The sequence below is a fragment of the Mesorhizobium sp. ESP-6-2 genome (assembly GCF_020164675.1).
Taxonomy (GTDB): domain Bacteria; phylum Pseudomonadota; class Alphaproteobacteria; order Rhizobiales; family Rhizobiaceae; genus Mesorhizobium.
Genome location: NZ_JAIUGT010000002.1, coordinates 533,772 through 553,910, shown reverse-complemented (window position 1 = coordinate 553,910; position 20,139 = coordinate 533,772). Strand labels below are relative to the sequence as shown.

The window sequence follows — 20,139 nt, the reverse complement described above, 5'->3', positions numbered from 1 at the left end:
TCGGGCTCGACGAATTCTGGCATCAAGGCCGGCCGGCTCTGACGCTACAGCAATGCGCCGGCGGCCGTCATACTGGCATGATATGGCCGTCAAGCCGGTCCGAAGGGTAACAAAACCCGTCTCCAGAATCCGCGCATCCGTTTGGCTCGAATATCTCCATGACCGCAGAAATATCCGCCGGCGCCACCGATCGCGCCGATGTGTCGGCCAGGGCCACGCTCCTGCTGCCGCTGACGGTTGCCTGCGGCGTGTTCATGACCAGCCTCGACCAGAATGTTGTGGTGACGGCGCTGCCCGGCATCAGCGAAAGCCTCGGCCGTCCACCCAGCCAGCTTGGCCTGCTGATCACGGTCTATGTCGCCAGCCTGATCATCTCGATGCCGCTCGGCGGCTGGGCCGCCGACCGCTTCGGCCTGCGCAACGTCTACTGCTTTGCGCTGCTGGTGTTCGCCGCCTCGTCGGCGCTGTGCGGCCTGTCCGACAACATCTGGACGCTGGTCGGCGCCCGCGCGCTGCAGGGCTTCGGCGGCGCGCTGATGGGTACGCTCGGCCAGGTCGTCATCCTGTCGACGTTCCCTCGAAGCCGGACGCTGAAGATCAACATGTATATCTCGCTGGCCGGCCAGTCCGGCCCGCTGGTCGGTCCGCTCGTCGGCGGCGCGCTGACCACTTACATCTCCTGGCGCTGGATCTTCTTCATCAACGTGCCCTTCGCACTGGCGGCGGCTGTCCTTGCCGCCTCGCTGTTTCCGACGGTGACCAAACCCGTGCGCACGCCGTTCGACTTCCCGGGCTTCCTGCTGGTCGGCAGCGGCATGGTCCTGCTTGTCTTCGGCATGGATTCGCTGGCGGCGAAAGATGCGGCCGCCGGCGTGATCGCGGTCGAGCTTGCCCTGGCGCTGGTCATCCTGACGGTCGCCTCGTTCTATTGCCTGCGCGTGCGCAACCCCCTGCTCGACCTCAAGCTCCTGCGCATCCGCACCTTCCGCATCTCCTTCCTCACCGGCGGCGGCCTGGACACGATCGGCCTCAGCTCCGTCGTCTTCCTGCTGCCGCTGATGTTCCAGCTCGGCTTCGGCATGAGCGCGGTGCAGGCGGGGTCGCTGACCTTCGTCGCCGCGGTCGGGTCGGTGGTCATGCGTATTTTCATGCCACGCCTCCTCAACCGCTTCGGTTTCCGCCGCGTGCTGGTTTTCAACACGCCCGTCGTAGCGGCCATGGTTGCGGGCTTTGCCCTGATGCAGGCGACGACACCGGTGTGGATCGTGCTTGCCTACATCTTCATCTTCGGCGTCTTCCGTTCCGCGCAATGGGCGTCGACCGGCAATCTTGCCTATTCCGATATCGCGCCCGAGCAGCTCGCCCGCTTCAGCGCGCTCTATTACATATTGTGGCAACTGGCGGTGGCGATCAGCGTCGGCCTCGCCGCCGCTGCACTATCGTTTCTGGCCGGCGGCCGTCCGGCCGTCGCCAATGACTTCCGGATACTGTTCGTGATCGAGGGTGTCATCACGCTGTGCGCGCTATCGGCCTATCTCAAGCTGACGCCGCAGGATGGCGCCCATGTCAGCGGCCATGGCGCCCAGATGAACACGGAATAACGGATGTCGCAGCGCAGACACAATCGGCCTACTCGCTGAACGTCACCCATTCCTCCAGCGGCACGCGGTCGGTGCGGAAGGCGTTTTCGGGCTTCGACGTATCTTCATAACCGAGCGCCATGCCGCAGACGACGATCTCCTCGTCGGGAATGCCGAGCACCGGCCTGATCTGCCGGTGATAGGGCGCGAACGCCGCCTGCGGACAGGTGTGCAGGCCCCTGCCCCGCGCGGCAACCATGATGTTCTGCAGGAACATGCCGTAGTCGATCCAGGAACCCTGGTTGAGGCGGCGGTCGATGGTGAAGATCATGCCGACCGGCGCGTCGAAGAAGACGAAGTTGCGGTCGTGCTGGGCGCGCATCTTGTCGACCTCGCGGCGGCCGATGCCGAGTGCGCCGTAGAGCCCGAAACCGTTGGCGCGGCGGCGGGTCAGGTAGGGTTCGAAGAACTGCGTGGGATAATATCGATATTCGTCCCAGTCGGCCTTTTCGGCACGGATGCCGGAATTCAGGATGGCATCCGATATCCGCTGCTTGGTATCGCCCTTGGTGACATAGACCCGCCATGGCTGCATGTTGGTGCCTGAAGGGGCGCGTGCCGCAACCGCCAGTATGTCGCGGATCGTGTCGTCGTCGACCATGTCGGGCAGAAAAGCGCGCACCGACCGGCGCGATACGATCGCGTCGTCGACGATCTCGGCATCAACCGTGATTCGAGCCTTCTTTTCCAGCATGGGCCGTCCTTACCCTGTGTCCCGATCGGACGTCCCCACTCGCCGCTCGCGGCCGAGCCTTTGCATGAACCGCCAAAATCGCGCAAGCAAATCTTGTGCACTCGTGAAAATCCGCTTGATTTTTTCACCGCTCCGGCATCTCATGAAATTTGATGGGATTTTTTCACGAGAGCACGATTTGCCCCCAGCTACAGCGAAAGCATTGCAGGGAAATTACGAGCGATTGCTGGCCGGCGATATCAGGGCGCTGCGCAAGGCGCGCGGCCTGACGCTTGCCGAGATCGCCTTGAAACTCGGCAGGTCGGTCGGCTGGGTCAGCCAGGTCGAACGCGGCCTGTCGACACCGTCGCTCAGTGATCTCAGGGCTTTTGGCGAACTGTTCGGCGTGCCGGTCAGCCTGTTCTTCGGCCACGACGTGCCCGTCGAAAGCGAGCGCGGCGCGGTCGTGCGCGCCGGCAGCCGCCGCACCCTTGGCACAAGCGAATCCGGTCTCATGGAGGAGCTTCTGTCGCCCGATCTCGGCGGTAGCTTCGAGATGCTGCGTTCCGTCTTCGCGCCGGGCGCTGAACTCAAGAGCGAGGCGCGCCGGCCGACCGAAGAGGCTGGATATGTCGTGTCGGGGACGTTCGACATCGAAATATCGGGGACATGGCACCGGCTCGGCGAAGGCGATTCCTTTCGCTTCGAGGGCAAGCCTTTTCGCTGGCGCAATCCGGGAATGGAGCCGGCGGTCGTCATCTGGGTGGTTTCGCCGCCGGTTTATTGAATGAAAATTGGATCAAGGGTTGGAGAAAAACATGGCCGGTTTGCCGAGCACGGCACGCGTGGTGATCATCGGAGGCGGTGTCGTCGGCGCCTCCTCGCTCTACCATCTCGCCAAGGCGGGCTGGACCGACTGCGTTCTCCTGGAAAAGAACGAACTCACCTCCGGCTCGACCTGGCATGCCGCCGGCAATGTGCCGACCTTCTCCTCGTCCTGGTCGCTGATGAACATGCAGCGCTATTCGACCGAGCTCTATCGCGGGCTGGCCGAGGCCGTCGACTATCCCATGAACTATCATGTCACCGGCTCGCTGCGGCTTGCCCACACGCAAGAGCGCATGCAGGAGTTCCAGCGCGCCAAGGGCATGGGCCGCTACCAGGGCATGGACCTCGATGTCGTCGGCACGGACGAGATCAAGCGCCGCTATCCCTTCATCGAGACTCATGAGCTGAAAGGCGCCCTCTACGACCCGAGCGACGGCGACATAGACCCGGCGCAGCTGACCCAGGCGCTGGCCAAGGGCGCGCGCGACATGGGTGCTAAAATCATCCGCTTCTGCCCCGTCACCAGCGTGCACCGCGAAAGGGACGAATGGGTGGTCGTGACGCCGCAAGGCGAGATCCGCTGCGAGATCGTCGTCAACGCCGCCGGCTACCGTGCCGCCGAAGTCGGAAAAATGTTCGGCCGCGAAGTGCCGATGATGGTGATGAGCCATCAGTACATATTGTTCGAGGAAATCCCCGAACTCGCCGCATGGTCGAAGGACCAGGGCAGGAAACTGCCGCTGCTGCGCGACGTCGACACTTCCTACTATCTGCGCCAGGAAAAGAACGGCATGAATCTGGGCCCCTATGAGCGCAATTGCCGTGCGCACTGGGCAACCCACAACGATCCGATGCCGGAGGATTTTTCCTTCCAGCTTTTCCCCGACGATCTCGACCGGCTGGAGCATTATCTGGCCGACGCCGTCGCCCGCGTGCCGATCCTGGGTACCGCCGGCCTGTCCAAGGTCATCAACGGCCCGATTCCCTATGCGCCGGACGGCAATCCGCTGATCGGGCCGATGCCGGGCGTCCCCAACGCCTTCGAGGCCTGCGTCTTCACCTTCGGCATCGCGCAAGGCGGCGGTGCAGGCAAGGTGTTGGCGGAATGGGTCACTGAGGGCCAGACCGAATGGGACATGTGGTCCTGCGACCCGCGCCGCTTCACGTCCTTCGCTTCGGCTCCGGATTACTGCGTTGCCAAAGGCATGGAGATCTACGGCAACGAATACGCCATCCAGTTTCCACGTCATGCCTGGCCGGCGGGACGCGACAGGAAATTGTCGCCGATCCATGATCGCATCAAGGCGTTCGGCGCCCGCTTCGACGCCTATAATGGCTGGGAGCGCGCCACCTGGTATGCGCAGGATGGTGACGACGTCTCCGAGGAAGCAACGCTCACCTTCCGTCGCGACGGGCCGTGGCAGCACCGCGTGCGCGAGGAATGCCTGGCCGTTCGCGACGCCGCCGGCATCCTCGACCTCCCGGGTTTTTCGCGCTTCAACCTCGAAGGTCCGGGCGCCGCCGAATGGCTGAGCCGGCAAGTGACCGGCCTCGTGCCGAAGCCCGGCCGCATCGGTCTCGTCTATTTCTCCGACGACAAGGGCCGCATCGTCACTGAAATGTCGGTGGTGCGCCATGGCGAGGAGTCCATGACGCTGATCACTGCGGCGGTTGCGCAATGGCATGACTTCGAATGGCTGAAATCGCACATGCCCAAGGATGCGACCTTCAAGCTGATCGACCGGACCGAGGAATTCTCCACCCAAATCCTGGCCGGCCCCAAGTCGCGGGAAATCCTCGCAGCCGTCTGCGAGGCCGACCTGACCTTGCCCTGGCTGACGCATCAGGAAACAAAGATCGCCGGGCGCTGGGCGAAGCTGGTACGCGTCTCCTTCGCCGGCGAACTCGGCTGGGAAATCCACACCAGGGTCGATGACACCGCCGCCATTTTCGACGCTATCTGCGCGGTGGGGCAGCCGCACGGCCTGAAACCATTCGGCATGTACGCGCTGGATTCGCTGCGGCTCGAAAAGGGCTACCGCACCTGGAAGGGTGACCTTTCGACCGACTATTCGATCCTGCAAGGCGGGCTCGAGCGCTTCGTCAAATGGGACAAGCCCGAGTTCCGCGGCAAGGCAGCGCTGCAGAACGAGAAACAGCAGGGCGTCAGGAAGCGCTTCGTCACGCTAGTGGTGGAAAACCCCGGCGATTGCGACGCGCCCTACATGTCGACGCTGTGGCATGACGGCCAGATCGTCGGCGAGACGACGTCGGGCGGCTGGGGCCATCGCGTCGGCAAGTCGATCGCGCTCGGCATGCTGCGTGCCGATCTGACCGAGCCCGGCACCGCCGTGGAGGTCGAGATCTTCGGCGACCGTTTCAAGGCAGTGGTGCAGAAGGATGAGCCCTTGTGGGATCCGAAGAACGAAAGGTTGAGAGCCTGATGCCAAAACCATCATCGCGCATTTCAGGCATCGTGCCGTCGGGCAAGGATGGCTGGGAAGTCCACTTCGCCGCATGGGCCCGCAAGGAGGCCGGCGAGGACATCATCATGCTGTCGGTCGGCGATCACGATTTCGATACGCCTTCCGAAACGATCGAGGCCTGCGTGACCGCGGTTCGCGGCAGCAATCACCACTACACCCCCCTGCCCGGCCTGCCGCGCCTGCGCGGGGCCATGGCGGCGGCCTCGGTCGCCTGCACGGGCGTCGGGACGACGCCGGACCAGGTCATCGCCACGCCGGGCGGCCAGGCGGCGCTCTACGCCGCCGTGCAGGCCGTGCTCGACCCGGGCGACCACGCCATCGTGGTTGCGCCATACTACGCGACCTACCCCAACACCTTCAGCGCCGCGGGCGCGACCTTCACGGTTGTCGAGACCCCGGCCGAGGATGGTTTCCAGCCACGCGCCGACATGATCCGCGCGGCACTTCGGCCGAATACGCGCGCCATCCTGATCAACACGCCGAACAACCCGACCGGAGCCGTCTATTCGCGCGAACGGCTGGAACAGCTGGCCGAGGTCTGCCGCGAGCACGATTTGTGGCTGCTGTCCGACGAAGTCTATTGGACGCTCGGCGGCGGCGAGCACATCTCGCCGCGTTCCCTGCCCGGCATGGCCGAGCGCACGCTGGTCATCAATTCCATGTCCAAAAGCCACGGCATGACCGGTTGGCGCATGGGCTGGCTGACCGGCCCGAGCGAGATGATCTCGCTGCTGACCAACCTCAATCTGGTGACGACCTACGGCCTGCCGGCCTTCATCTCGATCGCCTGCACCGAGGCGCTGGAGAAGGGTTATGGCGTGAAGGAAATTGCCGAACGCTACGCGGCGCGACGCGCCGTCCTGCTCGACGCCGTGCGCGGCATGAACAATGTCGGCGTGCGCGGCTCCGAAGGCGGCATGTATGTCATGCTCGACATATCGGCCGTCGAATCCGACGACGAGAAGTTCGCCTTCGCCTTCCTTGACAAGGAGAAGGTCGGCGTCATGCCCGGCTCCAGCTTCGGCGAGGCCGCAGCAGGCCATATCCGCGTCAGCCTGTGCCAGCCGGAACCCGTCTTGCGGGAAGCAGCACTTAGGCTGCGCCGCTTTGTCTCCAGCTATCGCCGCGAGGCAGCATGAACATCCCTTCCCCCAGAACCATTCCCGCCAAGGCAAGAGCCGTCATCATCGGCGGCGGCGTTTCCGGCTGCTCGGTCGCCTATCACCTGGCCAAGCTCGGCTGGACCGACATCGTGTTGCTGGAGCGTAAGCAACTGACCTCGGGCACGACATGGCACGCCGCCGGCCTGATCGGCCAGTTGCGCGGCTCCCAGAACATGACGCGGCTGGCGAAATATTCGGCCGACCTCTACGTCAAGCTGGAAGCCGAGACCGAGGTCGGCACCGGCATGCGCCAGGTCGGCTCGATCACCGTCGCCCTGACCGAGGAGCGCAAGCACGAGATCTACCGGCAGGCGTCACTCGCCCGCGCCTTCGATGTCGACGTGCGCGAGATTTCGCCCAGGGAAGTCAAGGAGATGTACCCGCATCTCAACGTGTCCGACGTCGTCGGCGCCGTGCATCTGCCGCTCGATGGCCAGTGCGACCCGGCCAACATCGCCATGGCGCTGGCCAAGGGCGCGCGCCAGCGCGGCGCCACCATCGTGGAGAATGTGAGGGTCACCAAGGTCCACACCAGGAACGGCCGCGTCACCGGCGTGTCCTGGGCGCAGGGCGAGGAGCAAGGCACGATCGAGGCCGACATCGTCGTCAACTGCGCCGGCATGTGGGCGCGCGAACTGGGCGCCCAGAACGGCGTCACCATCCCGCTGCACGCCTGCGAGCATTTTTACCTCGTCACCGAGCCGATCCCGGGGCTGAGCCGCCTGCCGGTGCTGCGCGTACCCGACGAGTGTGCCTACTACAAGGAAGATGCCGGCAAGATGATGCTCGGCGCCTTCGAGCCGGTGGCCAAGCCGTGGGGCATGGACGGCATAAGCGAGGATTTCTGCTTCGACCAGTTGCCTGAGGACATGGACCATTTCGAGCCGATCCTGGAAATGGGCGTCAACCGCATGCCGATGCTGGCCACCGCCGGCATCCATACCTTCTTCAACGGCCCCGAAAGTTTTACGCCCGACGACCGCTACTATCTCGGCGAGGCGCCGGAACTGCGGGGCTACTGGATGGCGACCGGCTACAATTCGATCGGCATCGTCTCGTCAGGCGGCGCCGGCATGGCGCTGGCGCAGTGGATCAACGACGGTGAGGCACCGTTTGACCTGTGGGAAGTCGACATCCGCCGGGCCCAGCCTTTCCAGAAGAACCGCCGCTACCTCGAGGAGCGTGTCTCCGAAACGCTCGGCCTGCTCTATGCCGATCATTTCCCCTATCGCCAGGTGGTAACGTCGCGCGGCGTGCGCCGTTCGCCCCTGCACGAACATCTGAAGGCGCGCGGCGCCGTGTTCGGCGAAGTCGCCGGCTGGGAGCGCGCCAACTGGTTCGCGCGCGAAGGCCAGGAGCGCGAATACCGCTATTCCTGGAAGCGGCAGAACTGGTTCGACAACCAGCGCGAGGAGCACCTCGCCGTCCGCAACAAGGTCGGCCTGTTCGACATGACCTCGTTCGGCAAGATCCGCGTCGAGGGCCGCGACGCCTGCGCCTTCCTGCAAAAACTGTGCGCCAACGACATGGACGTGGCGCCCGGCAAGATCGTCTACACGCAGATGCTCAACCGGCGCGGCGGCATCGAGAGCGATCTGACGGTGTCGCGCCTGTCGGACACCGCCTACTTCCTCGTCGTGCCTGGTGCGACGCTGCAGCGCGACCTCGCCTGGCTGCGCAAGCACCTTACGGACGAATTCGTCGTCGTCACCGATGTCACCGCTGCCGAAAGCGTGCTCTGCCTGATGGGCCCGGATGCGCGAAAATTGATCCAGAAGGTCAGCCCCAACGACTTCTCCAACGAGAACAACCCGTTTGGCACCTTCCAGGAGATCGAGATCGGCATGGGCCTCGCCCGCGCCCACCGTGTCACTTATGTCGGCGAACTTGGCTGGGAGCTCTATGTTTCGACCGACCAGGCGGCCCATGTCTTCGAGGCAATCGATGCGGCCGGTGCCGATGTCGGGCTGAAGCTGTGCGGCCTGCATACACTCGATTCCTGCCGCATCGAAAAAGCCTTCCGCCATTTCGGCCACGACATCACCGACGAGGACAACGTGCTGGAAGCCGGTCTCGGCTTCGCGGTGAAGACGGCCAAAGGCGATTTCATCGGCCGCGACGCGGTGTTGAAGAAGAAGGAAGCTGGAGTGAGCCGCCGGCTGGTCCAGTTCCGGCTGAAGGACCCGCAGCCGCTGCTCTTCCACAATGAGGCGATCCTGCGCGACGGAAAGATCGTCGGCCCGATCACCTCAGGCAATTACGGCCACCATCTCGGCGGCGCGATCGGGCTGGGCTATGTGCCCTGCCAGGGCGAGACCGAGGCGGATGTGCTGGCCTCGTCCTATGAGATCGAGATCGCCGGCGAGCGCTTCGCGGCGGAGGCGTCGCTGAAGCCGATGTATGACCCGAAGGCGGAAAGGGTGAAGATGTAGCGGCGCTTTTTCCTTCTCCCCTTGTGGGGAGGTGCGCGATTAGATGGGTCAACGCCGAGGCGCACATCAACAACCAGGGACCCGGGTTGCCCTGTTCCAGACTTTGCCCGGCGCGGGCCAACATCGTCGCCGCCACGGCCGATGCTGAGCAGCCGTCACTGCACCTACTCGAGCGCGAGCCTCGCGGTATGACCGCTATCGTCCAGTCGGGCCTGGCCGTGGCCTGCCTTGCATTGTGCAGCGTCCCGCCCTCGTTGAAGATCATTGGCGACGCGGAAGGACTGCCATCGTGGAATACCTTGAGATTGGCATCCTACGCGCCAACGCGGCCGAGAATGTAGCTGCCGATCGCCTGGAGGCAGCCATCCGGCGCGACTTGGCTTAAATGCGCCGGAGGGTCAGGATTTTGGTGCTTTCATCAAGGCTTGGATTTCGCCGACCGCCGCGGAATACCCGGCCTGTGTGAGCCGGAATCCGGTCTTCGCGTCGCCGTGTACGAGTTTTTCTGTCCTCAATTCCCCAAGGCGATTTCGCACGGACCCAGCACTTCTTGCACTCATCGTCTTGAGAATATCAGCGCTCGGCACCCGCTCCGGATAGCGGCTATGGAGCAAAATCAGGATTTCGCCTTTAACCGAGGTATCGGCATGGACGAGGTAGGTGCCATCAATTTCCTCGACCAGCGTGCCCAACGGAGCCTGCACCAGTTCGATAAGTTTACCGGCTTCCTCCATCGAAACGCCGGTGGCATTTCTCAAGAGTTCCGCGGTGATCCATGCGGCGCCCTGGTGCACGAAAGCTAGGTCGAATCTGTTCGGGTCGACCGGGTTCTTGTGCGCGATATTGCGCTTATTCCGAAGTGTGTAGATAGATCGCGCAATGCGGCTCGCGCAAATGCGCAACCCTTCCGGAATGACCGTTTCATTTTCAACGGTTTTGCTGAGATAGGCGTCGACGTCGGGCTTGGCGTCGTATTTGCCTTTCGCCATGTATTGAAGGCATTGCACGAACGTCTCAACAAACTTCCCGGGCGATGCCCGCTCGAGGGTCAGCGTCGTTGCGTCCTGGCGGACCTTCACGAAGTCAATGCACAGCTCCTTTGTCAGGACTTCACCGAGAAGTCCTGACAGCGCCTGGGCAAGGCGTTCTTCATCCATTGATCATAGCCTCGACTGCCTTGACCCCGGCCACAGTGATTTTATAGACCTTGCGGGCCTGCTGGCTCTTGCCGCTTTTCTTAAGCTGAAGCGCAAGTGCCGGTTTCTGATTCTTCAAAGATTCAATGGCCGCAGTGACGTTGGCCAGACCCTGGCCCAGGTGCTTCAATTCCTTGTTGGCCGACTGGCTGTCGAAGTTTTCGGCGCCTTGGCAAACCTGGAGCCAATAGCCGGCAATCAAGGCCTTGTCGCCGTTCGTTTTCGGTTGGGTAGCGTCGTAGAGCTCGGCAACGGAACCGTAGGTGGTTGCCTCAGCAATTTCCGGCTCCGCTGCCGGTTCGGAGCCAGCTGCAGGCTCGGCCGCGGCTGCTGCAGCCCGGCTCGCGTTATGGACGATTTCCAACCTCGCAACGATGTAATTGACAACCCGGCTGCGCGCGTCGTCGTCGAGGGGTTCCAGAGCATTGTAAAGCGTCTGCATCGCCGAAAATTCCGCATCGGCAGCGTTAGGCTGATCAGTCATTTCGATTCTCCAAGCTACAATGCCATTTAGATATTGGTGCGATCTACAAAATGCAAGATGATCGCTTTCACGTATTCTCCATGCTCAGGCAATTTCACTTCGTCGCGGACCGGCGTTTTATAGCTGAATTGACAGCATATTTTTCAACGTGTGGCTATAGCTCGATGCGAATGGCTTGTAAAAGCCTGCGTTTAGGGAAATTCATAACCTGCCTTTGTCGAGCGCAAAAAATGATAGTTGATCATACATATCAATAAGTTATGGTTCCTACACCTTTCTGCCGACCATGACATTTCGGAAAAGAGAGGTTCAGTTCTCCTTTATACATCTATTTAAAGCCTTGGCGTTGTGCGCCGGGCTCCATCTCGTTGAGGCCGTTAAATCGGGTGCGAACCCACGGGACGATTCCGGTGGATAAGTTCAATCGTATATAATCTAAAGTCAGCCAAGCGCGGCCTGCGTGGGGATGAGCGGCGCACGCTCACCAAGGACCAAATCCGCAAGAAGTAGCGGCTTGTGGTTTTCGCCGCCGAAGGCGATCCCCCTGCTATCCTGGCAGCACGGTGCTGCAGAATCTGCTAGGCATCGAAAATCAGGACGAGATCGACGAATTCGAGCTGGCGCTGTTTCTAAGGCGCCGATGAGCCCCTGCCCGCGGGCAACCCCGGATTATCACCACTATCTCGCCCTGCATCATCACCTGTTCCAGGACGTCTATTCGTGGGCCGGATAGGTTCGCTCGATCCAGACCAAACACACTTAGCGAAGGTGGCCCGAAAGGCCGAATGAGGGGCGGCCCCAGCCTCTCGCAGTTAGCGCAGGCGCCATCATCTCCCGTGAACGGGGCGAAGAAAGCTGTTTCTAAAACCGCTCCAGCTTTGTCCGCACTTTCGCCAGAAACGCCGCCCTCGTCTTCGGCGTCGAGGCGTCCATCAGATAGTGCGCCAGGAAGAAGGTCCGGCAGCGCGTGGCGCAGAGCGCCCGCATGCCGCGCAGCAAGGTCTTGCGCCCGGGCTGGCCGACGACGACGCTCCACCAGGTCGGCGCGCCGCAGGTGGTGATGACGCCAACTTTGGTCACATGCCGCATCAGCGATTTGATCCGCCCCTTGCCGGCCGGCAGCTTGAAGGCGACGTCCGTCGCCCACACCCGGTCGAGCCAGCCCTTCAGCATCGCCGGCAGCCCGTACCACCAGGTCGGATAGACGAACAGGATCGCCTCGGCCCAGTTGAGCAGCTCGAAATGCGGCTTCAGCGCAAGGTCCTGCGGCGCCTGGTCGTTGTAGAAACGCCGTTCCTCGCAGCTCATCACCGGATCGAACTTCTCGGCGTAGAGATCGAGCAGCCGCACCTCCCAGCCCCTTCGCGTCAGCACCTCCACAGCGGTGTCGCGGATAGCGGCGCAAAAACTCTCCGGCACCGGATGGCAATAAACCACCAGCGCGCGCATCAGAATCTGTCCATGCTGGCAATGACCTTGGCCAAGAACGCCTTGCGCGTCTCGTCGGTCGAAAGGTTCATCGAATAATGCGCCAGATAGTAAACGGGAGCACCCGGCTTGACCGTGGCACGCAGCACGCGCTTGACCAGTTTGCGCGGCGGGTCGCCCATCAGCAGGGCGCGGAACCGGCTGCCGCCATAGGTGGTAACCGCCGCGATCTTCCTGATGTTATGCAGCGACGGCTGCGCCTTGCCGTCGATCAGCTTGAAAGACACGCCGGGCAGGAAGACGCGGTCGAAGAACCCTTTCAGGATTGCCGGAAAGCCGTAATTCCAGACCGGATAGGAAAGCACCAGCGCATCGGCGCGCAGCAGGCGGTCGACATACGGCGCCGCAGGGTCGGCGGAACCGCGCGGATTGTGATAGTCCAGCCGTTCTTGGCGAGAGAGCCGCGGGTCGAAATCCTCGGCATAGAGATCGCAGTCGTCAATCGCATGGCCGGCAGCCGTCAGTCGCTCGACGATCGTCCGGTGCAGGCCGGCATTGAAGCTGGTCTCGACCGGATGGGCGTGGAGGACGAGGATGTTCACGGGAAGATATCCCGAAGGTCAGCGCGAGGCGTCCCCCTCCGCCCTGCCGGCCATCTCCCCCTCAAGGGGGGAGATTGGCAGCCCTTACGCCGCGCCTGTGCTTCCAACGTTGGAGACAGGCGAAAGCGGTGGCGCGAATAATCTCCCCCCTTGAGGGGGAGATGGCCGGCAGGCCACAGGGGGGCGTTCAGGCGCGAACCTCTCCTCATCCCACCCTCTGCAGCCCCTTGAACAGAAAAGTCCGTCCCGAACAGTAGTCATAATCCGGGTTTTCCCAGGCGATCATCTTGCCGGGATTGAGCAGGCCTTGCGGATCGGTCTCGCGTTTGAAGGCGAGTTGCACCGCATCGGTCTGCTTCATGCCGCCCTCTTCCAGCGTGTAACGATGCGGGTTGAAGATCGGGCAGCCATTGTCCTCATGCAGGCGGATGATCTCGTCGAGCCGTGCCTCGGTGGTGAACTTCACCAGCGGCAGGCCGAAGCAGGTGATGTTGCCGTCCAGCCGCACGAATTCCAGATGCGAGAAGACTTCGCCCGGAAACATCGCGTCCATCTTCTCGACCAGCGCGAGCTGATTGGGAAAGGGATAGAGCGACTGCAGATAGGTGATGTCGGGGTCGACCCGCAGTGCCCTGAGCGTCGTGTGGTTCCAGGCCAGCTCATAGGCCGGCGGCAGGCCCTTTTTCTCGTCCGGCGTCGCCGTGGCGGCGTTGAAAGTAACCTGGCCGCCGGTGCGCCGCGTGAAGGCAAGGAACGCGTCCAGCCCGTGCCGCGCCACCATGACGACGCAGATGCTCTGCCCATCCTTCAGGAATTTCTGGTGCCGTTTGAAATAGAGCTGCGGCACGGGTGCCGCGATCGGCGTGATCAGCTTGGTCAGGATGCCGTCCTGGCAGGCCAGTGCGTTGCCGTAGCGCGCCGCATCCATGAAGGCGTCAAAGCCGACAATGACGTCGATCCACTCATAGGCCGCGGTCAGCGGCATTTCGACTTCCGTGATGATGCCGTTGGTGCCGTAGGCGTGCGTCACCTTGTGCAAATCCTCGCCCGTGAGTTCGAGCACCCTCGGCTCGGCCTCCATGGTCACCACGCGCAGGCGCAGCACGTTGCCGAAATCACGCAAGCCGCCGAAATTGATCGAACCGACGCCGCCCGAACCGCCGGCGATGAAGCCGCCGATCGAGGCGGTGTTGTAGGTGGAGGGTGAGAGCCTGAGTTCCTGCCCTGAATGCGCCCGCGTTGCCTTGTCAATGTCGGCCAGCACCGCGCCCGGCCCGGTCACCACGCGCCCCGGCGCGATCGACTTGATCTCTTTCATGTCGGCGAGATTGAGCACCACGCCGCCCGAGAGCGGCATCGCCTGGCCGTAATTGCCGGTCCCGCTGCCGCGTGGTGTCACCGGCACGCCATGCCGGTGACAGGAGGCAAGCACGCGGATCAACTCGGCCTCGGTCTTCGGCGTAACGACCAGGTCGCCGGTGACGTGATCGAGCTGCCGTTTCAGCACAGGGCTGTACCAGTAGAAATCGCGGCTCTTCTGCTGGACGATGGCCGGATTGTCGTCGAGCTTTATCCCGTCGAGATCGCGTTTCAGCGCGGCGATATCCATCAGTCCACCATCAGCTCGTCGAGTTCGGCATAGTCGGGCAGTTGCCGGTCGATCGCGCGCCCAGCGCGCACGACGATGCGATCCGATTCGGGCCGCGACAGCAATTCCGTCCAGCTGCGGCCCTTGAAGACAATGAAATCGGCATCGCCGCCGGCGGCAAGCGTGCCGAAACCATCGAGCCGCATCACATCAGCCGGCGTTGCCGTGACGGCCTGCGGCCAATCGGCGACCGGATGATCGAAATGCAGGATGCGCGTCGCCATGCGATAGACCTCCAGCATGTCGAGATCGCCATAGGCATAGAACGGATCGCGGGTATTGTCGGAAGCGACCGCGACCGGGATGCCCCTCGCCTTCATCTCATGCAGCAGCGTCACCCCGCGCCAGCGGGGCGTGGTTTGATCGCGCCGCCGGTCCTGCAGATAAAGATTGCACATTGGCAGCGAGACGATCGCCAGCCCGGCTTTTGCCACCTTGTCAAGCGTGTCCAGCACCTCGAGGTCCGGCTGGCGCGCCAGCGAACAGCAATGGCCGACGAGGATCTTGCCCTCGAAGCCGTTCCACAGCGACGCCTCGGCGATCTTCTTCAGCGAGATCGCCGCGATGTCGTCGGTCTCGTCGGCATGGAAATCGAGATCGAGGCCATGCTTGATGGCTTGGGCGAAGACATGGTCGAGCAGTTCTTCCAGATCCGGCACCATATAGGTGACGACGCCAAGCACGCCCTTGGCGGCGGCCACCCTTTTTGCCAGCCTGTCGAACCAATTCTTGTCGCGCACGCCCTCGACGCCGATCAGGCAGGCGCCCTGCAACTCGATGCGGCCGCGCCACCTCTCGCGCATCGTCTCGAACACCGGCCAGGAGATTTCCTCTTGCGGCGGGACACTGTCCAGATGCGTGCGCAGTGCCCTGGTGCCATGCGCGTAGGCGCAGCGCAGCGAGAAATCCATGCGCCGCGCCACGTCCTCGGCACTCCAGCGGGCAGTGCGGTCGGCACCTGTGGCATTCAGCGCCCCCATGAAAGTGCCGTCGGGATTGGGTTTTCGCGGCCAGATATGGCCTTTGTCGATATGTGTGTGGCAGTCGACGAAGCACGGTAGGACGATACGGCCGCCGAGGTCGATCGCATCGGCAGGTGCGTTCGATCTGCCAGGAACGGCAATGCTGGACATCTTGCCGTCGGCCACCGCGATGTCGGCGAGTGCGAAACCGTCGCTGTCGAAGGGCGCGGCAAGGTCAGGCGTAACGGACCGATGAACGCGTGCGTTGGCAAGCTGGTAGTAACCAGAGGCTGGTATCAAGGCCTGCCCCCCTCTGTCCTGCCGGACATCTCACCGCTCCTGCTTCAGCGCGCTCTCGTGCCAGCGCCGCAAAATGAGATGCGAAATCAGCGACAGCACGAGGAAGATCAGGATGCCGGTCAGCGAGATCAGGAACAGCGCCGCGAACAGCCTGGGCGCGTTCAGCCGGTAGCCGGCCTCGATGATGCGCGAGGCGAGCCCCGACGACTGGCCGGTAGCGCCGGCGACGAACTCGGCTACCACGGCGCCGATCAGCGACAGGCCGCCGGCGATCTTCAGCCCGCCGAGGAAATACGGCATCGCCGCCGGCAGCCTGAGATAGCGCAATTGCTGCCAACGCGTCGCGCCGTTGAGCTTGAACAGGTCGCGCAGATTGCGGTCGACCGAGTTGAGGCCGAGGGTGGTGTTGGAGAGGATCGGAAAGAAGGCCACAATCCAGGCGCAGAGCAGAAGCTTGGTCGTCTGGTTGTCGACATAGATGTTGATCAGCGGGAAGATGGCCACGATCGGCGTCACCTGCAGCACGATGGCGAAGGGAAAGAACGACATCTCCACCCATTTCGATTGCGCAAACAGCACCGCCAGCCCGACCCCACCGATGACGGCAAGGAGCAGACTGAGGAAGGTGATGCGCAAGGTGACCAAAAGTGCGGAGAACAGCAGGCCGGCGTCGTTGTAGAGCGTCCCCAGCACCACGCCGGGACGCGGCAATATGTATTGCGGAATTTCGTTCCACACGCAGATGCGGTCCCACAGCCAGATCGCCAGGACCATGATCGCCAGCGGCAGGATCCAGCGGCCGATCCGCTCGAGCCGCTCCTGGCGCGCGCGGCGTGCTTCCTCGGGGTCGAGTTTCAATGCACCGTCAATGGCCGTCATGATGCGAGCCTGGAATTGAATTGATGGCTTTGACCAGCACGTCGGACGTCTGCCGGCACAGCGCCGCATAATCGGGTGAGGTGCGAAAGGCCTCGTCGCGCGGATAGGCCGCATCGATGGCAAGCTCGTCGAAGATCCTGCCTGGCCGCGCCGCCATCACGACAACCCTGTTGGACAGAAACACGCTTTCGAAGACGCTATGCGTGACGAAGACGACTGTGAAGCGCTCGTCCTGCCACAGCTCCAGGAGATCGTTGTTGAGCTTGAAGCGGGTGATTTCGTCGAGGGCCGCGAACGGCTCATCCATCAAAAGCACGCGCGGTTTGGTCACCAGGGCCCGGGCGATCGATACGCGCATCTTCATGCCGCCCGACAATTCGCGCGGCACGGCGTTCTCGAAGCCGGTGAGATGAACCCTTGCCAGCATCTCGGTCACCACCGGTGCCGCCTTGGCGCGGCTGACGCCCTTCAGTCTGAGCGGCAGCCAGACATTGTCGAAAACGCTGGCCCAGGGCAGCAATGTCGGCTCCTGGAACACGAAGCCGATGTTCGAGCGGTCGAGCGAACCGCCCGCACGCCAGTCGAGCATGCCGGAGGTCGGCGTCGCCAGGCCGGCGATCAGCCGTAGCGCCGTCGACTTGCCGCAGCCGGACGGCCCGAGCAGGCTGAGGAAATCCCCTTCCCGGATCGTCAGGTCGACGTCGGCGAGTGCCGTCACGCCATTGGAAAAGACCTTGCCGACGCCCCGCAGCGCCAACAATGCCGGAGCCGTGTCGGACCCGTTCGCCGGCGCCTGCGCCACCTGTTCCCGCAGCATGCCGGGACGGCCTATTTCTTCAGCTCGAGCCCGACGCCCTTGTTGACGAAGGCCAGCGTATAGGCCTTCGTGATGTCGATGCCTGCGGGCGTGACCTTGGCCTTGACCATCTTGTCGTAAAAACTCTTGATCCGCGCCTCGTTCATGGCGCCGATGCCGAGCTTCTCGGTGTCGCCGGAATCGGCCAGGCCGAACTTCTTCATCTGCTCGATCGAGAAAGCGATCTGCTCATCCGTCATGTCAGGATTGTCTTTCTTGATCATGTCGTTGGCGGCCTTGTTGTCGCCGTAGAGATACTTGTACCAGCCCTTGGCCGAGCCATCGACGAAGCACTGGACCACCTCCGGCTTCTTGTCGATCGTGTCCTGCATCACCTCGACCGTCGTCGAATAGGTGTCCCAGCCATAGTCGGCGAGCAGGAACTGGTTGGGCACGAAGCCGCCTTCCTTTTTGACCGCGAACGGCTCGGAGGTGAAATAGCCTTGCTGGATCGACTTCTTGTTGGCGAGGAAGGGAGCTGTGTTGTAGGTGTAGGGCACGCGCTTGGCCGCGTCGAAGCCGAGTTCGATGATCATCCACTGGAAGAAGGTCTGCGCGCCCTCGTCGCCCAGAATGTACTGCTCGGCGTTCTTCAGGTCCTCCCATTTGTCCAGCCCCTCGCCGGGATGGGACATGATGACCTGCGGATCCTTCTGGAAATCGGCCGCCACCACGCGCATCGGAATGCCTTGCTGGACGGCGTCGAAGGCCGACAGCAGGTTGCCGCCCATGTAGAAATCGATCTTGCCGGCCAAGAGCATCGGCCGGCCGCTGACCTGCGGGCCGCCCTGCATGATGGTGACGTCGAGGCCGCATGCGGCATAGGTGCCGTCAGCCACGGCCTGGTAGTAGCCGCCATGTTCCGGCTCGGCCAGCCAGTTGGTGCCGAAGGTGACTTTTTCATTTGCCGCGGCACCAAGCGTGCTCGCCGCAAGCACGGCCACCGCCGCCACCGACATCTTCAGTTTTCCGTACATCGACACCACCACCCTTTGTTTGCTCCGGCGCGCCACGCGCCAGGCTCGACACCAGAGATTCAAGAAGCAAGACACATGCCACCGGCGTCTCGCGCCGGGACCCGCCCGCCTGCACCACAGCCATCTGCGAACGCCGGAAAGGTCGTGCTGCACCGGAGGCATCGTGCCTATTTTTTAAACGCCTGTCCACAATCGCACCGGCGACATGCACCGCCATCTTGATGGTACGAGGCATCCGGTCCTAGGCTGCCAGGAGACAGGAGATTGCCATGTTCAAATTTCTGAAGCCAAAGTCGATCAAGCCGCCCTTTGCGCGCTACAGCCACGGCGTCGAGGTGCCGGCTGGAAAGCGTCTGATTCTGTGCTCGGGCCAACTCGGCATCCGTTTCGACGATTTCGTTCCGGAAGACGCCGGCGCCCAGGCCGAGCTTTGCTTCGCCAACATAATCGCCATTTTGGCCGAGGCCGGATTGGGGCTGAAGGATATTGTGCGCATCAACGCCTTCGTGACCGATCGCGCTCATCTCCAATCCTACATGGATGTCCGCAACAGCCTGTTCTCCGATCCCGCACCGGCCTCGACGCTGATGATCGTATCGGGGTTTGCCCGGCCGGAATTCAAGGTCGAGGTGGAAGTGCTGGCGGCGGGGTGATCGACAGGCAGTCCGTCCCGCGCTAGGTCTGCCCGGATAATTGAAGAGGCACGACATGACTGCGAAAAAACGCGTGTGGTGGGGCGACTACCGGACAACCGAATATGCCTCGATCAATCCTGAGGCAACGATCGCCGTGCTGCCGGTGGCGGCCATCGAGCAGCATGGACCGCATCTACCTGTCTCGACCGATACTTCGATCATGAACGGCATGCTCGACACGGTCATCGCTCGCCTGCCCGACGATCTCGACATCCGCATCCTTCCCATCCAGGCGGTGGGCAAATCGAACGAACATCTGCATGCGCCGGGCACCCTCACTCTGCCGGCGACGACGCTGGTGGAGGCCTGGACCGAGCTTGGCGTTTCGATCGCGCGGGCCGGCGTGCGCAAGCTGGTCGTCGTCAATTCGCATGGCGGCAACGAGGAGATCATGGGCATCGTCACGCGCGAATTGCGGGTGCGCGAAAGGATGCTGGCGGTCAAGACCAGCTGGCAGCGCTTTGGCCGCCCGGCCGGCATGTACACCGAACTCGAAGACCGCCACGGCATCCATGGCGGCGACGTCGAGACCTCGCTGATGCTGCATTTCCGGCCGGATCTGGTCGACGTGAGCAAGGCCGACAATTTCGTGTCCAATGTCGCGAAGGCCGAGAAGGAATTCTCGCTGCTGCGCCACACTGGCACCCACGCCTTCGCCTGGATCGCCAGCGATCTCAACCCGAATGGCGTGGTCGGCGACGCCAGCATCGCCACCCCTGAAAAAGGCCGGCTGACCGCGGAATACCAGGCCGACGGCTTCATCGGCCTGCTGCGGGATGTTCGCAAGGCGAAGCTGGCAGACTGGCTGAAGTAGGATGTTGCCTGACGCGGATTTTCTGACCATCCCATGGCACATCGCCTCTCTGAGATTGGTCGAAGCCTTTCTCCCC

The 20,139-nt window shown here is 62.8% G+C and carries 17 protein-coding genes; 7 read left to right on the top strand and 10 right to left on the bottom strand.

Annotation, left to right across the window (positions count from 1 at the left end):
- Positions 1-158: 158 nt before the first annotated feature.
- The gene (locus LB532_RS07880; RefSeq protein WP_224556607.1) at positions 159-1,601 is read left to right on the top strand and encodes an MFS transporter; all 1,443 of its coding nucleotides are present in this window, start codon (positions 159-161) and stop codon (positions 1,599-1,601) included.
- Positions 1,602-1,629: 28 nt separating this feature from the next.
- Here the strand turns inward: LB532_RS07880 and LB532_RS07875 are convergent, their stop codons facing one another.
- Positions 1,630-2,334, bottom strand: a complete 705-nt coding sequence (locus LB532_RS07875; RefSeq protein ID WP_140639060.1) for a nitroreductase — start codon at positions 2,332-2,334, stop codon at positions 1,630-1,632.
- Between the two features lie 223 nt (positions 2,335-2,557).
- Between LB532_RS07875 and LB532_RS07870 the strand changes: the two genes are divergently transcribed.
- The 4 genes from LB532_RS07870 to LB532_RS07855 are packed head-to-tail and all read left to right on the top strand — an operon-like array spanning position 2,558 to position 9,222.
- Positions 2,558-3,100, top strand: coding sequence for a helix-turn-helix domain-containing protein (locus LB532_RS07870; RefSeq protein ID WP_181169333.1), 543 nt, complete (start codon positions 2,558-2,560; stop codon positions 3,098-3,100).
- A gap of 31 nt (positions 3,101-3,131) precedes the next feature.
- Positions 3,132-5,585 carry an FAD-dependent oxidoreductase gene (locus tag LB532_RS07865; RefSeq protein WP_140639062.1) on the top strand — a complete coding sequence of 818 codons (2,454 nt, stop codon included), beginning with the start codon at positions 3,132-3,134 and terminating at the stop codon, positions 5,583-5,585.
- Positions 5,585-6,766 (top strand): pyridoxal phosphate-dependent aminotransferase, encoded by a 1,182-nt coding sequence (locus LB532_RS07860; RefSeq protein ID WP_140639063.1) that lies wholly within the window; start codon positions 5,585-5,587, stop codon positions 6,764-6,766. The genes LB532_RS07865 and LB532_RS07860 overlap by 1 nt, the downstream gene beginning before the upstream one ends.
- Positions 6,763-9,222 (top strand): FAD-dependent oxidoreductase, encoded by a 2,460-nt coding sequence (locus LB532_RS07855; protein ID WP_140639064.1) that lies wholly within the window; start codon positions 6,763-6,765, stop codon positions 9,220-9,222. The genes LB532_RS07860 and LB532_RS07855 overlap by 4 nt, the downstream gene beginning before the upstream one ends.
- Positions 9,223-9,620: 398 nt before the next feature.
- Here LB532_RS07855 and LB532_RS07850 read toward each other — a convergent pair whose 3' ends face one another.
- The 9 genes from LB532_RS07850 to LB532_RS07810 form a co-directional block, all read right to left on the bottom strand.
- Positions 9,621-10,379: a hypothetical protein gene (locus LB532_RS07850; protein ID WP_140639065.1), complete on the bottom strand. Its 759-nt coding sequence runs from the start codon at positions 10,377-10,379 to the stop codon at positions 9,621-9,623.
- Positions 10,372-10,902: a hypothetical protein gene (locus LB532_RS07845; protein ID WP_140639066.1), complete on the bottom strand. Its 531-nt coding sequence runs from the start codon at positions 10,900-10,902 to the stop codon at positions 10,372-10,374. The genes LB532_RS07850 and LB532_RS07845 overlap by 8 nt, the downstream gene beginning before the upstream one ends.
- Positions 10,903-11,763: 861 nt before the next feature.
- The gene (locus LB532_RS07840; RefSeq protein WP_140639067.1) at positions 11,764-12,351 is read right to left on the bottom strand and encodes an NAD(P)H-dependent oxidoreductase; all 588 of its coding nucleotides are present in this window, start codon (positions 12,349-12,351) and stop codon (positions 11,764-11,766) included.
- Entirely contained in the window at positions 12,351-12,932 is a 582-nt protein-coding gene (locus tag LB532_RS07835; protein ID WP_140639068.1) for an NAD(P)H-dependent oxidoreductase, read from the bottom strand. Before LB532_RS07835 ends, LB532_RS07840 begins: the two co-directional genes overlap by 1 nt.
- A 205-nt stretch (positions 12,933-13,137) precedes the next feature.
- Entirely contained in the window at positions 13,138-14,541 is a 1,404-nt protein-coding gene (locus LB532_RS07830) for an FAD-binding oxidoreductase (protein WP_140639069.1), read from the bottom strand.
- Positions 14,541-15,842: a cytosine deaminase gene (locus tag LB532_RS07825; protein ID WP_140639070.1), complete on the bottom strand. Its 1,302-nt coding sequence runs from the start codon at positions 15,840-15,842 to the stop codon at positions 14,541-14,543. The genes LB532_RS07830 and LB532_RS07825 overlap by 1 nt, the downstream gene beginning before the upstream one ends.
- A gap of 30 nt (positions 15,843-15,872) precedes the next feature.
- Positions 15,873-16,721 carry an ABC transporter permease gene (locus LB532_RS07820; RefSeq protein WP_140639071.1) on the bottom strand — a complete coding sequence of 283 codons (849 nt, stop codon included), beginning with the start codon at positions 16,719-16,721 and terminating at the stop codon, positions 15,873-15,875.
- Positions 16,708-17,538 (bottom strand): ABC transporter ATP-binding protein, encoded by an 831-nt coding sequence (locus tag LB532_RS07815; RefSeq protein ID WP_140639072.1) that lies wholly within the window; start codon positions 17,536-17,538, stop codon positions 16,708-16,710. The genes LB532_RS07820 and LB532_RS07815 overlap by 14 nt, the downstream gene beginning before the upstream one ends.
- Positions 17,539-17,549: 11 nt before the next feature.
- Positions 17,550-18,554, bottom strand: a complete 1,005-nt coding sequence (locus tag LB532_RS07810) for an ABC transporter substrate-binding protein (RefSeq protein ID WP_224556605.1) — start codon at positions 18,552-18,554, stop codon at positions 17,550-17,552.
- A 269-nt stretch (positions 18,555-18,823) separates the two neighbouring features.
- Between LB532_RS07810 and LB532_RS07805 the strand changes: the two genes are divergently transcribed.
- Together LB532_RS07805 and LB532_RS07800 are read left to right on the top strand one after the other, a co-directional pair.
- Complete coding sequence (locus tag LB532_RS07805; protein WP_140639074.1) at positions 18,824-19,207, top strand: RidA family protein; 384 nt, start codon at positions 18,824-18,826, stop codon at positions 19,205-19,207.
- 55 nt (positions 19,208-19,262) lie between these two features.
- Positions 19,263-20,063, top strand: coding sequence for a creatininase family protein (locus tag LB532_RS07800; RefSeq protein ID WP_140639075.1), 801 nt, complete (start codon positions 19,263-19,265; stop codon positions 20,061-20,063).
- Positions 20,064-20,139: the final 76 nt, after the last annotated feature.

What these genes read in the sequence shown, in the direction of transcription:
- LB532_RS07880 (WP_224556607.1), top strand. Translation starts at nt 159, where the DNA reads ATGACCGCAGAAATATCCGCCGGCGCCACCGATCGCGCCGATGTGTCG.
- LB532_RS07875 (WP_140639060.1), bottom strand. Translation starts at nt 2,334, where the DNA reads ATGCTGGAAAAGAAGGCTCGAATCACGGTTGATGCCGAGATCGTCGAC.
- LB532_RS07865 (WP_140639062.1), top strand. Translation starts at nt 3,132, where the DNA reads ATGGCCGGTTTGCCGAGCACGGCACGCGTGGTGATCATCGGAGGCGGT.
- LB532_RS07860 (WP_140639063.1), top strand. Translation starts at nt 5,585, where the DNA reads ATGCCAAAACCATCATCGCGCATTTCAGGCATCGTGCCGTCGGGCAAG.
- LB532_RS07855 (WP_140639064.1), top strand. Translation starts at nt 6,763, where the DNA reads ATGAACATCCCTTCCCCCAGAACCATTCCCGCCAAGGCAAGAGCCGTC.
- LB532_RS07850 (WP_140639065.1), bottom strand. Translation starts at nt 10,379, where the DNA reads ATGGATGAAGAACGCCTTGCCCAGGCGCTGTCAGGACTTCTCGGTGAA.
- LB532_RS07845 (WP_140639066.1), bottom strand. Translation starts at nt 10,902, where the DNA reads ATGACTGATCAGCCTAACGCTGCCGATGCGGAATTTTCGGCGATGCAG.
- LB532_RS07840 (WP_140639067.1), bottom strand. Translation starts at nt 12,351, where the DNA reads ATGCGCGCGCTGGTGGTTTATTGCCATCCGGTGCCGGAGAGTTTTTGC.
- LB532_RS07830 (WP_140639069.1), bottom strand. Translation starts at nt 14,541, where the DNA reads ATGGATATCGCCGCGCTGAAACGCGATCTCGACGGGATAAAGCTCGAC.
- LB532_RS07820 (WP_140639071.1), bottom strand. Translation starts at nt 16,721, where the DNA reads ATGACGGCCATTGACGGTGCATTGAAACTCGACCCCGAGGAAGCACGC.
- LB532_RS07815 (WP_140639072.1), bottom strand. Translation starts at nt 17,538, where the DNA reads ATGCTGCGGGAACAGGTGGCGCAGGCGCCGGCGAACGGGTCCGACACG.
- LB532_RS07810 (WP_224556605.1), bottom strand. Translation starts at nt 18,554, where the DNA reads ATGTACGGAAAACTGAAGATGTCGGTGGCGGCGGTGGCCGTGCTTGCG.
- LB532_RS07805 (WP_140639074.1), top strand. Translation starts at nt 18,824, where the DNA reads ATGTTCAAATTTCTGAAGCCAAAGTCGATCAAGCCGCCCTTTGCGCGC.
- LB532_RS07800 (WP_140639075.1), top strand. Translation starts at nt 19,263, where the DNA reads ATGACTGCGAAAAAACGCGTGTGGTGGGGCGACTACCGGACAACCGAA.